Raw genomic sequence first — 12,673 nt, 5'->3', positions numbered from 1 at the left:
GGCAACTAAGACGTCGAGGACGTCTTTCGCGGGATCACCGTGTCGACGATGAGTTCCAGCTCTCTGCGGGTTGGCGGCGTTCCGGTCAACATGAAGTGCTGGTTGATCAGGGCGGGCCCGACCCGTGCCGTCAGCGGGGTGAGCATGGCCGCATCGATCTGGCCGTCGCGAACAGCGGCCTGCAGTATCAACTCGACGATTTTCAGGCGCGGAGCTATCACCGCGTCGGTGAAGATGGCGCGCAGTTCGGGTTCGTGGATCAGCTGACCGATGATTTCCAGGCCCGGAAAATCAGTCTTACCGGCCAGCACATCACGCTGAGCGGTGAAAACCGTCAACAGTTTTTCCCGCGCAGACCGGCCGGGGCGCGGGTCCTCCAGCGGCGGCACAGCGTACTGCAGGGCGGCGTGGACCAGGTCATGCTTACTGGCCCAGCGCCGATACAGTGCGGCCTTGCCGGTATGAGCGCGCGCTGCAATCCCTTCCATGGTCAGGCCGCCGTACCCGACGGCCGCCAGCTCGGCCAACGTGGCCGCATAGAGCGCACGTTCGAGCACTTCGCCGCGCCGGCGACTGCGGACGTTCGACCGGTCCTGAGTGGGCTGGGCCATGGTGTGATAGTAGCCGCTCGCGTTCCTATTTGTTGCTCGTGGAGCCGGCGGTTCAGCATCCGGCCCGGCGTGCGGCAGCTTCCCGGACCGCGGGACGGCAACCGGCCCGTCCGAATCCAGCCGGTAACGCTCTCAGCGGCAGGCGGTTTCATCCTCGGCACGGATCCGAGGCGGGCCGATTACCCGAGTAGCACATTATTGCCAAGGATTCTGTGGCTTGAGTTTCGCAGTTTGATCAGTGTGGCGCGTGTGAATTTTGGGGTGTTTGTGACGTGATCGGCGTGTCGCCGTGATCCGATCGTAAGCATGACGAAGCATCGACGGTTGTGAAAGTTCAACCCCGAGATGGAGTTCCGCCGATGCTTCCGGGCCTGACCCTACCCGCATCGTGGCGTTCGCTGTTGGATGTGTTTCGCCCCGCGTGTCGCCGCGGATCGACGTTCGCGTTGTTCGCGCTGCTGGCTACCGGGCTGGCGGCGCGGACCACCCGGCGCACGGTGGTGGGGATGCTCGCCGGAGCGGGCATGGCCGCGGCGGTGTCGTTCCACTCGGCGTGCCGGTTCTTCTCCCACCGCGGCTGGGACGTCGACCCGATCGGGCTGGTGCTGGCCCGGCTGATCGTAGATCGGCTGCTGCCCGATGGGGCGCCGATCACGGTGGTGATCGACGACACCCTGTTCCGCCGCTGGGGTCCCAAGGTGCACGCCGCGTTCTGGACCCACGACGGCTCCGCCCAGGACCCCAACGCGCTCGGCCGCGGCAACCGGTGGGTGATCGTGGGCATCGTCGTCACGCTGCCGTTCTGTACGCGCCCGGTGTGCCTGCCGGTGTTGTTGCGGTTGTGGCGCGGCACGGGCACCGCCTCCCCGGTGCAGCTGGCAGGAGAGATGATTTCACTTTTGGCCCAAGCGTTTCCGAACCGCCTCCTGCACGGAGCCGGGGACGCCGCCTACCACGGCAAGGCGCTGCTGGTCGAGCACACCACGATCACCACCCGGCTGCCGGTCAACGCCGCGCTCTACGCGCCCGCCCCGCCGCACACCGGCCGACGCGGCCGACCCCGGCTCAAGGGAAACCGGCTCGGCCACCCCGCCGACCTCGCCGCAAACGCCGACTGGCGACCGGTCACACTGACCCGCTACGGCCACACCGACACCGTCGAGATCGCCCGGTGCGACGCAATCTGGTACGGCGCGTTCGGCAACACCGAAGGCCGCACCGTCTTGGTCCGCGACCCCGGCGGCGACAGGGCTCTGGCGATCTTCACCACCGACACCGACAGCGACGCCGAGACCATCGTGGCCCGCTACACGCACCGCTGGCCGATCGAGACTGCCATCGCCGCCGGCAAACAACTGCTCGGCATCGGCCAAGCCCGCAACCGACTGCGGCGCGCGGTGGAACGCACCGTGCCGCTTGGCTTCTGCGTCTACAGCCTCGTCATCGTCTGGTACACGCTGTACGGATACCACCAAGACGACCTCGCCGCACGCCGCGAGGTCCAGCCCTGCTACCCGCAGAAAGACGAGCCCGCCTTCGAAGACATACTCGCCAAACTCCGCAGAACCCTTGTCGCATCCCCAATTACGGGCGTTGCCGCAGCTCAGCCCGATCCACACAAATACCGCGACTACGAACTGGCCTGCGCCGCAGCCGCCGCGTAACCGCGAAACTCAAGCTGTGGAAATGGTCACCTAATCTAAGCGGTCGTATCGGGATACGCTCCGCTTTGGTCACCCGATCGGGGCGGGACGGCCGGTAGTAGTGCTGTGGGGAGTCCGAACGTGTCTTTTCTCTTAGCGGAACCGCAACGTGTAACCGCCGCAACGGATTTGGCGGGAATTGGTTCGACGATAGGCGCGGCCAATACGGCCGCAGAAGCCGCTACGACCGGGGTGATACCGGCCGCTCTGGACGAGTTGTCGGCAGCGCTCGCGTCGCTGTTCAGTGCCCACGGCCAGGCATATCAGGCGCTCGGCGCCCAGGCCGCGCGCTTTCACGACCAGTTTGTGCAGGCCTTGAACGCCGGCGCGAACCTGTATGCCGGCAGCCCCTTGCAGCAACTCTCGAAGGCCGCACAACTGAATTTCAACACCAATCTGGTCAACAACGAGCTGGGCTTCGACCGCTGGCTGGTGACCAACGAGGTGGGATTGGAGCAGCCGTTCTTCGGCGCCGACAGTGCCCTCAACGGGGTGATCAACCGCGGCTTCAACGTCGGTAACCTGCTGGTGGGCACCGGCGAGCAGGCTCTCAACACGGTGGTGGGCGCACTGGTACCGGCAAACTTCACCTCCAGCCTGCTCACCGGCAGCGGGGCCCAGGTCTTCAACGGCGGTCAAATCGGCGGTCTGGCAGACGCTTTCGACCAGAGCCTGATGGTCGCCGCCGACCTCGCCGGTCTCGTCACAAGCCGCTACGACCGGGCGCGTTCGGTCCGTTTGCGGTAGGCCATTTGGTTGGGGCTGGATGCCGCGGCGCCCGGGGGCTAGGGTGCTAGCCGATGCCTGAGACGCCGCGGCTGCTATTCGTGCATGCCCACCCCGACGATGAAAGCCTCAGCAACGGCGCAACGATCGCCCACTACACCGCCCGGGGCGCACTGGTCCATGTCGTCACCTGCACGCTCGGTGAGGAGGGCGAGGTCATAGGCGACCGCTGGGCCCAACTCGCCGCCGACCACGCCGATCAACTCGGCGGCTACCGCATTGCCGAACTCACCGCCGCACTGCAGCTGCTGGGGGTGAGCGGACCCCGCTACCTGGGCGGCGCGGGCCGCTGGCGTGACTCCGGGATGGCCGGCACCGAGCAGCGCAGCAGGCGCAGATTCGTCGATGCCGACGAATGGGAGGCGGTGGGAGCACTGGTCGGGGTCATCCGCGAGGTCCGCCCGCATGTCGTGGTGAGCTACGACCCCGGCGGCGGATATGGACATCCCGACCACGTGCATACCCACAAAGTCACCGCCGCCGCAGTGGCCGCGGCAGACACCTCAGACTTTCCGGGCGACCCATGGACGGTGCCCAAGGTTTACTGGACTGTCTTCGGGCTCAGCGCATTCCGCGCGGCCAAGCAGGAGCTGGCCGCCGAGGACCTGCGGCCCGAGTGGGTGATGCCGCCGGACGACGTGCCCTTCGCCTTTCCGGACGAGCGGATCGACGCGGTCGTCGAGGGGGACTCGCATGCGCAGGCCGCCAAGGCCGCGGCGCTGGCGGCGCACGCCACCCAGGTCACCGTCGGGCCGACCGGCCGGGCCTGCGCCCTGTCCAACAACATGGCGCTGCCGATCGCGGCTCAGGAGCACTATGTGCTCGCCGCGGGCGTCGCGGGGGACCGCGATGAACGTGGCTGGGAAACAGATCTGCTCGCCGGTCTGGGCTTCACCGGTTACGGCACGTAGGCTGCCAATCAGGCAGCCACGGAAGGAATTCGCATGGACCCCGACCTGGACCCTAACCTGCAGCATTGGCAGGACCGGCTGGACAGTTTGCAGTGGGTCATCGGCTCGATCCTCTCCCAGATCGACAGCGTCCCAACCTGACCGAAACTCAGCCGCGCGCCGTCTCGGGTGAAGAGACCGCCACCGCCACCGACCCCGCGATACGTGTCGTTGTCTTGGCGTTGCTGGCCGTCGACGGGGTGTTATCCGCACTAGCCGGTGCTCTGCTGCTGCCGTCCTACATCGGTTCGGTGCCCTTCCCGATCAGCGCTGTGATCAGTGGACTGGTCAATGCCGCGCTCGTATGGGCGGCCGCACGTTGGACCACGTCGCTGCGGGTGGCCGCGTTACCGCTGTGGACATGGCTGCTGACGGTGGCGGTGTTGAGCCTGGGCGGTCCGGGCGACGACGTCGTCCTGGGTGGACGAGGGCTGATGGCCTTCGGGGCGTTGATCCTCATCGGGGCTGGGGTCGCGCCGCCGGCATGGGTGCTGTGGCGACGCCGAATCCACCCCTGACGGTCACAGCAGCCCGGGCAGCGGCGGCCACGGCGGGAGGAAGTTGCGGATCCAGCTGATCTCGGTGTTGATGAACTGGTTGACCGACGCCGTGGTGGCCGACCAGAAGTTGCTCAGCCCCTGACTGAAGGTGATCGTCCCGTCCAGCCAGTCGAGCGTATTGAACAGGCCGCTCTGCACCATCGGCTCGAACAGGTAGTAGAAGAAGTTAATCTGCGGCGCCAAGATCCCGATATACGGCACCCAACCTGCCGCCCAGGAGGCGACGCTGAAGCCCCACTGCACCCATGGCTCGGCCCAAAGATAGAAATTCTGGATGGCAGTGGCCACCGACACCGGGATGACCGCTGCCGGTGCCGCGGCAGCGCCGGCCAAGGGCCGCAGCAGCGCGCCGTTGCCCGCCAGAGCGCCAAGTCCGCCGGTGGGCGGCAGCGTCAGCGCGCCGGCCGCCGCGTTCCCACCGAGCGCGCTGGAGCCCAGCGCACCGGATAAGGCACTGGGCGCCGGGCTCACCGCGTTGGGCACGAGGCCGGTGGGCCCGATCAACGGTTGCCCCAGCAGTTTCTCGGCCGGCGCGTTCACCGCCCCCAACAAGGTCTTGGCGGCGTTGGCCTCGGCCGACGCATAGGCGTTGGCGCCGGCGCTCAGGGCTTGGGCGAACTGGTCGTGAAACGTCGCCAACTGCGCGCTGAGCCGCTGGTACACCTGGCCGTGTGACGAGAACAGTGCGGCGACCTGCGCCGAGACGGCGTCGGCGGCCGACGCGGTGACTCCGGTCGTCGGAACCGCCGCCGCGGCGTTGGCCGCGCTGATTTCCGATCCGATGCCGGCGACATTCGAAGCCGCCGCTACCAGCGCCTCCGGCGCCGCGGCCAGATACGACATCGCGTCTGCACCCCCGTTCCACCGTGGTCTGGCTAGCGTATCGCGATCGGGTGCGAATCGTGGTGGATCGCCCAAGACGCAGCCCAGGCCGGTCAGTGGCGCGCCCGGTCCTGCCGCTACTGTTGCGAATATGGCACCCGCCGAGTTCCGGACCATTGACGCGCGGACGGAAGTTGTACCAACGTGCCACTGACTTCGCGCCAGGAGTCCGCAGCTCTGCCCCACCCCGTGGTGCCGCCCAGACCCGATGCGTCGGCGCTGCGGCGGGTGCTGCGGCGGGCTCGAGACGGAGTCTCGCTGAACCTCGACGAGGCGGCCGTCGCGATGACGGCCCGCGGCGCCGATCTGGCCGACCTGTGCGTCAGCGCGGCGCGGGTACGCGACGCGGGTCTCGAGTCGGCCGGGCGGCGCGGCCCTGGAGGCCGGCTGCCGATCACCTACTCGCGCAAGGTCTTCATCCCCGTCACCCATCTTTGCCGCGACACCTGCCACTACTGCACGTTCGTCACCGTTCCGGGCAAGCTGCGCGCCCGCGGCGCCGGGATGTACCTGGAACCCGGCGAGATCCTCGACGTGGCTCGGCACGGAGCCGAACTGGGTTGCAAGGAAGCATTATTCACACTCGGGGACCGTCCGGAGGTCCGTTGGCCCGAGGCGCGGGAGTGGCTCGACGAACGCGGCTACGACTCGACGCTGTCCTACGTGCGCGCGATGGCGATACGAGTGCTGGAAGAAACCGGACTGCTTCCGCACCTCAACCCCGGGGTGATGAGCTGGTCGGAGATGTCGCGGCTAAAGCCGGTGGCGCCGTCGATGGGCATGATGCTGGAGACGACATCGCGGCGGTTGTTCGAAACCAAGGGCCTAGCCCACTACGGCAGCCCGGACAAAGACCCTGCGGTGCGCCTGCGCGCCCTGACCGACGCCGGCCGGCTCTCCATCCCGTTCACCACCGGCCTGCTGGTCGGCATCGGCGAAACGCTGGCCGAACGCGCCGATACTTTGCATGCAATTCGCAAGGTGCACAAGGAGTTCGGCCATGTTCAGGAAGTGATCGTGCAGAACTTCCGGGCCAAGAAACACACCGCGATGGCTGCGGTTCCCGACGCCGGGATCGACGATTACCTGGCGACGGTGGCGGTCGCGCGGCTGGTTCTCGGCCCCGCCATGCGCATTCAGGCACCACCGAATCTGGTGTCCCGGGACGACTGCCTGGCGCTGATCGCCGCCGGTGTCGACGACTGGGGCGGCGTATCCCCGCTGACACCCGACCACGTCAACCCGGAACGGCCCTGGCCCGCGTTGGATGACCTGGCCGCCGTCACCTCGGAGGCCGGCTACGACTTGGTGCAGCGGCTGACCGCACAGCCCAGGTATGTGCAGGCTGGCGCGGCTTGGATCGACCCGCGGGTGCGCAGACATGTTGCGGCCCTTGCCGATCCGGCGACCGGCTTCGCGCGTGACGTCGAGCCGGTGGGCATGCCGTGGCAGGAGCCCGACGACATGGCTTCTGCCGGCCGGGTGGATCTCAACGCGGCGATCGACGCCGAGGGCCGTAGCACCGAAGCTCGCAGTGACCTCGACAGCGCCTTCGGCGACTGGGAATCCATCCGTTCGCAGGTGCACGATTTGGCGGCTCGCGCTCCCGAGCGCATCGACACCGATGTCCTTGCCGCACTGCGCTCGGCGGAACGGGACCCCGCCGGCTGCAGTGACGAGGAATACCTCGCCTTGGCCACCGCCGACGGTCCAGCGCTGGAAGCTGTTGTCGCGCTGGCGGATTCGTTGCGCCGCGATGCCGTCGGCGATGATGTGACGTTCGTGGTCAACCGCAACATCAACTTCACCAATATCTGCTACACCGGCTGCCGGTTCTGTGCCTTCGCCCAGCGAAAGGGCGACGCCGACGCGTACTCGCTGTCGGTCGACGAAGTCGCCGATCGCGCCTGGGAGGCTCACGTCGCCGGTGCCACCGAAGTGTGCATGCAGGGCGGCATCGATCCGGAGCTGCCGGTCACCGGGTACGCCGATCTGGTGCGCGCGGTCAAGGCCCGGGTGCCGGAAATGCACGTGCACGCGTTTTCGCCGATGGAGATCGCCAACGGCGTGACCAAGAGCGGGCTGAGCATTCGCGAGTGGCTGATCAGCCTGCGCGAGGCCGGGCTGGGCACCATCCCGGGCACCGCCGCCGAGATTCTCGACGACGAGGTGCGCTGGGTGCTCACCAAGGGCAAGTTGCCGACGTCGCTATGGGTCGAGATCGTGAGCACCGCACACGAAGTGGGGCTACGGTCGTCGTCGACCATGATGTACGGGCACGTCGACACGCCCCGGCACTGGATCGCCCACCTCAACGTGCTGCGTGACATCCAGGACCGCACCGGCGGCTTCACCGAGTTCGTCCCGCTGCCGTTCGTCCACCAGAACTCGCCGTTATACCTGGCGGGGGCGGCGCGGCCGGGGCCCACGCAGCGCGACAACCGCGCGGTGCACGCGCTGGCGCGGATCATGCTGCACGGCCGCATCGCCCATATCCAAACCAGCTGGGTGAAGCTGGGGGTGGTCGGCACGCAGACAATGCTCAACGGCGGCGCCAACGACCTGGGCGGCACGCTGATGGAAGAGACGATCTCGCGGATGGCCGGCTCCGAACACGGCTCGGCCAAGACCGTCGCCGAACTGGTGGCCATCGCCGAGGGGATAGGCCGGCCAGCGCGCCAGCGCACCACGACCTACGCCTCGCTGGCCGCGCGAGAGCGCATAAGAGCGCGGGCGTAACGCACGCAAGATCCCCGGATGGGAGTCTTGCGTGGCGCTACGCCCGCAAGCTCAGAATCAGTAGTTGTTGCAGGACGCCGCGACCGACTCGACCAGCCCGACGTACTGCGCAGCCCCCGGCATCGCCTGCACCTGCGCGGCCATCTGCGCGCGCCGCGGCGGCGGCGAGGCCAGGAACGAATGCAGCCAGCCCTGCGCCATCGGCGAGGCGTTGAACTGCGCGGCGGCCCCCGGGTCGGTGGCGTTCAGCGCCGCCATCACCTGGCCGTAGTTACACGTGGTGTTGATGACCGCGTCCAGCGGATCTGCGGACGCGACTCCAGCGCCAGCGCTCAGCGACAATGCCAAAGCGCCGGCGGCGACAGTCAGTCCTTTCAACGACAGCCTCATGTTTGGACACCTTCCCAGTTATTGCACCGCCAACAAGACGTCGACGACATCTGCCCAGCGGGTTGCCGTCTTGGTCAAGATTAGCAGCCTCCGCGGGCTAACTCATATCAAACGTCTTATCGAGAAGATCCTTCCCCCCGTAACTATCTGCAGGTCAGCGCCATAATGACGGCGATTTCACGCTTAGTGAAATCGGGCCCCATCCGATCCCTGCCGGGGGTCACAGCCGGGCGGCAAACTCGGTGCCCTGCTTGATGGCGCGCTTGGCGTCCAGCTCCGCGGCAACTGCCGCACCGCCGATGATGTGCGGGTCGACACCGCCGCGTCGCAGCGCGCCCTCCAGATCCCGGACCGGCTCCTGGCCTGGCGCAGACCACCACGGTGTCCACTGCCAGCACCCGGGGCCGCTGCCGGTGCGCGCCGAAGCTGATGTGCAGGCCGTCGTCACCGATCCGCTCGTAGTTCACCCCGGAAAGCTGGTGGACGCCTTTGGCCCGCACCGATGCCCGGTGTACCCATCCGCTGGTCTTGCCGAGCCGCGTGCCCTGCGGACCTTTGGTGCGCTGCAGCAGGTAAACCTCGCGCGCCGGCGGGGCCGGTCGCGGCGTGGCCAGCGCTCCCCGGGCTTCCGGCGGGTTCGCGGCGCCCCACTCCTCCTTCCACAACTTGAGGTTCAGGGTCGGCGAATGGTCGGTGACCAGGAGTTCGGTGACGTCGAACCCGATGCCCCCGGCGCCGATCACCGCCACGGCCTTCCCGACCGGCTTGGCGCCGGTGATCGCCTCCGCATAGGTCAGTACCCGCGGGTGGTCGATCCCGGGAATGGCCGGAATGCGCGGCACCACACCGGTGGCCAGGACGACGACGTCGTAGCCCGTCAGCTTGTCGGCGGTCGCCCGGGCGCCCAGCCGGACCGCGACGCCGTGCTTGTCGAGCATCGTCGAGAAGTAGCGGATCGTTTCGCTGAACTCCTCTTTGCCCGGGATGCGGCGGGCCAGGTCGAACTGTCCGCCGATGAAGTCGTTGGCCTCGAACAGCGTGACCCGGTGGCCCCGCGCGGTGGCGTTGACCGCCGCCGCCAAACCGGCCGGACCGGCCCCCATCACGGCCACCGAGCGGGCGCGCCGCGTCGGCGACAACACCAACGTCGTCTCGTGTCGCCCGTGGATTGAGCAGGCACGACACCGCTTTCTTCGCGAATGCGTGGTCCAGGCAGGCCTGGTTGCAGGCGATCGAAGGTGTTGGTCTCCGCGGCTCGGCCCGACTCCGCCTTGGCCACCCATTCCGGGTCGCTCAACAGCGGCCGGGCCATCGAAATCAACCGCGCCGGGGTCTCGGCCAGAATGTGTTCGGCGGCCCATCGCCGCGCGGGTGCGACGCACGATCTCCACCGGGAACCGGCGGCGATTGGCCGGTGTGCCGCCCCAGGAATCGGTGCGCTTGTTGGTGCGCGGTGCCAGGAACTGGTTGAGCAGATACCCTTCGCTGCCCATGATTTCGACACCGTCGTAGCCGGCTTCGCGGGCCAGCTGCGCGCACCGCACGAAATCCGCGATGGTGGACTCGACACCGCGCGCTGACAGCACCCGGGTCCGAAATGGGTTGATGGGAGCCTTGATTGACGACGCGCTGACCGAAAGCGGGTGGTAGGCATAGCGTCCGGCGTGCAGGATCTGCAACAGGATCTTGGCGTCCGCATCATGGACGGCGCTGGTGATCCGGCGGTGTCTGCGGGCTTGCGCCGTCGAGACCAGCTCCGAGGCGAACGGCAGCAGCCAGCCGGTGCGGTTGGGTGCGTAGCCGCCGGTGATGATCAGTCCAACGCCGCCGCGGGCGCGTTCGGCGAAGTACTCGGCGAGCCGGTCGATGCTGCCGGCCCGGTCTTCCAGCCCGGTGTGCATCGAACCCATGACCACCCGGTTGCGCAGCGTGGTGAAACCGAGGTCTAACGGCGACAACAGGTTCGGGTACTGGCTCGTCAACGGGTACTCCTGCGGTAGTCGAGCTGCTCATCGAACCGGTCGCCGGCGCGACGACCGCGTGGGCCAGCCCACCGGGGCAGCATAAATGTCACTCGGCCGCTGTGCGGCGCGGTGCAGACCGGCCGTGCCCTGACCGGCGTACCAGTTGATTGACGTGTATGTGCAACGTCTAGTATCAGTAACCGAACGCTTCGCCGATCAGCGGCCCGCGGTAAGGCAAGCAGCAGCCCCGCACCGAGCAGTAGCTGAAGTACACGTTGAGGAGACGTCCGTGACATATGTCATCGCCGAGCCTTGCGTCGACATCAAGGACAAGGCATGCATCGAGGAGTGCCCGGTCGATTGCATCTATGAGGGTGCCCGGATGCTCTACATCCACCCCGACGAATGTGTCGACTGTGGCGCCTGTGAACCGGTCTGTCCGGTTGAAGCGATCTACTACGAAGACGACGTGCCGGATCAGTGGAGCCAGTACACGCAGATCAACGCCGACTTCTTCGACGAGCTCGGTTCGCCGGGCGGCGCGGCCAAGGTCGGGATGACCGAGAATGACCCGCAAGTGGTCAAGGATCTGCCGCCGCAGGGCGAAGAAGACTGACCAGGTTCGCAGCTCCACACCCTGGCCGCCGGGTGTCGGCGTTCCTGCCGGATTTTCCCTGGGACACCCTGGCCGACGCGAAGGCGCGGGCCGCCGCCCACCCGGACGGCATCGTCGACCTGTCTGTCGGTACCCCGGTGGACCCGGTCGCGCCGCTGATCCGGGAAGCGCTGGCGGCCGCCGGCTCCGAACCGGGCTATCCCGCCACCGCGGGGACCGCGCGGCTGCGTGAGGCCGCGGTTTCGGCGCTGGCCCGCCGCTACGGCATCACCGGGCTGGCCGAGTCGGCGGTCTTGCCGGTGATCGGCAGCAAAGAGCTCATCGCCTGGTTGCCGACGCTGCTGGGTCTGGGTCCGCGCGACGTGGTGGTGGTGCCCGAGCTGGCGTATCCGACCTACGACGTCGGCGCCCGGCTGGCCCGGGCGCAGGTGCTGCGAGCCGACTCACTGACCCAGCTGGGACCGCAAACCCCGGCACTGCTGTACCTGAACTCCCCGAGCAACCCCACCGGACGGGTTCTCGGGCTCGATCATCTGCGCAAGGTCGTCGGGTGGGCCCGCGACAGAGGCGTTCTGGTGGCTTCCGACGAGTGCTACCTCGGTTTGGCCTGGGACGTCGAGTATCCGGGACCGCTGTCGGTGCTGCATCCGGCGGTCTGCGACGGCGACCACACCGGTTTGCTTGCGGTGCATTCGCTGTCGAAGACGTCGTCGCTGGCCGGCTACCGGGCCGGATTGGTCGCCGGGGATGCGACACTGGTCGCCGAATTGCTGGCGGTGCGCAAACACGCCGGGATGATGGTGCCGACACCCGTGCAGGCCGCCATGGTGGCCGCCCTGGACGACGACAACCACGAAAAGCAACAGCGGCAGCGGTACGCGCACCGGCGTGCCGCGCTGCTGCCGGCGCTGCGCTCGGCGGGTTTCGCCGTCGACCACTCCGAGGCCGGGCTGTACCTCTGGGGCACCCGCGGCGAGCCGTGCCACGACACGGTCGCATGGCTGGCCGAGCGCGGCATCCTGGTGGCGCCCGGTGATTTCTACGGACCGCGCGGTGCGCAGCACGTCCGGGCCGCGCTGACCGCCACCGACGACCGCATCGCCGCCGCGATACAGCGGCTCAGCTGAGCGGGCTCACCGCCAGGTCGTGCGCAGCTGGGTGGTGAGCGCCAGCGGGTTGTCGCCGCGGAACAGCTCGAGGATGGCCTGGCCCTCGGGGGTTGCCAACTGTTGCGGTGTGAGTGGTCGGTAGTTGTCGGTGGTGTGCTGTAGGAACGGTGGTATGAATCTGGCGGCGTGGGCTGAGCGCAACGGTGTTGCGCGGGTGACCGCGTATCGCTGGTTCGGCTCTGGCATTCTGCCGGTGCCCGCTCGGCGAGTGGGTCGGCTGATTCTCGTCGACGAGTTTATCGGCGGGCCGGGGTCGCGGTCGCGCACTGCGGTGTATGCGCGGGTGTCCTCGGCGGACCAGAA

At 67.8% G+C, this 12,673-nt stretch carries 10 protein-coding genes and 3 pseudogenes; 8 read left to right on the top strand and 5 right to left on the bottom strand.

What is annotated here, in order from left to right:
• Nucleotides 1–5: 5 nt before the first annotated feature.
• Nucleotides 6–611, bottom strand: a complete 606-nt coding sequence (locus tag EET03_RS20395) for a TetR/AcrR family transcriptional regulator (protein ID WP_063471386.1) — start codon at nt 609–611, stop codon at nt 6–8.
• A 359-nt stretch (nt 612–970) separates the two neighbouring features.
• Here EET03_RS20395 and EET03_RS20390 point away from each other — a divergent pair, with 359 nt between their 5' ends.
• The 4 genes from EET03_RS20390 to EET03_RS20375 all read left to right on the top strand — a co-directional run bounded on the left by EET03_RS20390 (nt 971) and on the right by EET03_RS20375 (nt 4,568).
• Complete coding sequence (locus tag EET03_RS20390) at nt 971–2,275, top strand: IS701 family transposase (RefSeq protein ID WP_075541420.1); 1,305 nt, start codon at nt 971–973, stop codon at nt 2,273–2,275.
• Nucleotides 2,276–2,395: 120 nt separating this feature from the next.
• Nucleotides 2,396–3,061: a PE family protein gene (locus EET03_RS20385; RefSeq protein ID WP_082274472.1), complete on the top strand. Its 666-nt coding sequence runs from the start codon at nt 2,396–2,398 to the stop codon at nt 3,059–3,061.
• A gap of 53 nt (nt 3,062–3,114) precedes the next feature.
• Nucleotides 3,115–4,011, top strand: coding sequence for an N-acetyl-1-D-myo-inositol-2-amino-2-deoxy-alpha-D-glucopyranoside deacetylase (gene mshB, locus EET03_RS20380; RefSeq protein WP_075541418.1), 897 nt, complete (start codon nt 3,115–3,117; stop codon nt 4,009–4,011).
• Between the two features lie 92 nt (nt 4,012–4,103).
• Nucleotides 4,104–4,568, top strand: coding sequence for a hypothetical protein (locus tag EET03_RS20375; protein WP_075541417.1), 465 nt, complete (start codon nt 4,104–4,106; stop codon nt 4,566–4,568).
• A 3-nt stretch (nt 4,569–4,571) separates the two neighbouring features.
• Here the strand turns inward: EET03_RS20375 and EET03_RS20370 are convergent, their stop codons facing one another.
• Entirely contained in the window at nt 4,572–5,453 is an 882-nt protein-coding gene (locus EET03_RS20370; RefSeq protein ID WP_075541416.1) for a PE family protein, read from the bottom strand.
• A gap of 183 nt (nt 5,454–5,636) precedes the next feature.
• Here EET03_RS20370 and EET03_RS20365 point away from each other — a divergent pair, with 183 nt between their 5' ends.
• Nucleotides 5,637–8,231, top strand: coding sequence for a bifunctional FO biosynthesis protein CofGH (locus EET03_RS20365; protein WP_075541415.1), 2,595 nt, complete (start codon nt 5,637–5,639; stop codon nt 8,229–8,231).
• 57 nt (nt 8,232–8,288) lie between these two features.
• Here the strand turns inward: EET03_RS20365 and EET03_RS20360 are convergent, their stop codons facing one another.
• Both EET03_RS20360 and EET03_RS20355 read right to left on the bottom strand, forming a co-directional pair.
• Nucleotides 8,289–8,621 carry a hemophore-related protein gene (locus EET03_RS20360; RefSeq protein WP_063471391.1) on the bottom strand — a complete coding sequence of 111 codons (333 nt, stop codon included), beginning with the start codon at nt 8,619–8,621 and terminating at the stop codon, nt 8,289–8,291.
• Between the two features lie 220 nt (nt 8,622–8,841).
• A pseudogene (locus EET03_RS20355) lies at nt 8,842–10,603 on the bottom strand (oxidoreductase).
• A 271-nt stretch (nt 10,604–10,874) separates the two neighbouring features.
• On the opposite strand from EET03_RS20355, the gene fdxA reads away from it, so the two are divergent.
• Together fdxA and dapC are read left to right on the top strand one after the other, a co-directional pair.
• Entirely contained in the window at nt 10,875–11,201 is a 327-nt protein-coding gene (gene fdxA, locus EET03_RS20350; RefSeq protein WP_036400599.1) for a ferredoxin, read from the top strand.
• Nucleotides 11,202–11,233: 32 nt separating this feature from the next.
• On the top strand, nt 11,234–12,328 hold the full coding sequence (dapC, locus tag EET03_RS20345; protein ID WP_075541414.1) for a succinyldiaminopimelate transaminase: 1,095 nt from the start codon (nt 11,234–11,236) through the stop codon (nt 12,326–12,328).
• Between the two features lie 6 nt (nt 12,329–12,334).
• On the opposite strand, the pseudogene EET03_RS33100 reads toward dapC, so the two are convergent.
• A pseudogene (locus tag EET03_RS33100) lies at nt 12,335–12,436 on the bottom strand (hypothetical protein); the annotation flags it as partial.
• Between the two features lie 46 nt (nt 12,437–12,482).
• On the opposite strand from EET03_RS33100, the pseudogene EET03_RS20335 reads away from it, so the two are divergent.
• Nucleotides 12,483–12,673 (top strand): annotated as a pseudogene (locus tag EET03_RS20335) (recombinase family protein); the annotation flags it as partial.

The sequence above is a fragment of the Mycobacterium innocens genome, assembly GCF_900566055.1.
Lineage (GTDB): Bacteria > Actinomycetota > Actinomycetes > Mycobacteriales > Mycobacteriaceae > Mycobacterium > Mycobacterium innocens.
Note: the sequence above shows the minus strand (reverse complement) of the source record. Positions and strands in the feature narration are given on the sequence as shown.

What these genes read in the sequence shown, in the direction of transcription:
- EET03_RS20395 (WP_063471386.1), bottom strand. Translation starts at nt 611, where the DNA reads ATGGCCCAGCCCACTCAGGACCGGTCGAACGTCCGCAGTCGCCGGCGC.
- EET03_RS20390 (WP_075541420.1), top strand. Translation starts at nt 971, where the DNA reads ATGCTTCCGGGCCTGACCCTACCCGCATCGTGGCGTTCGCTGTTGGAT.
- mshB (WP_075541418.1), top strand. Translation starts at nt 3,115, where the DNA reads ATGCCTGAGACGCCGCGGCTGCTATTCGTGCATGCCCACCCCGACGAT.
- EET03_RS20370 (WP_075541416.1), bottom strand. Translation starts at nt 5,453, where the DNA reads ATGTCGTATCTGGCCGCGGCGCCGGAGGCGCTGGTAGCGGCGGCTTCG.
- EET03_RS20360 (WP_063471391.1), bottom strand. Translation starts at nt 8,621, where the DNA reads ATGAGGCTGTCGTTGAAAGGACTGACTGTCGCCGCCGGCGCTTTGGCA.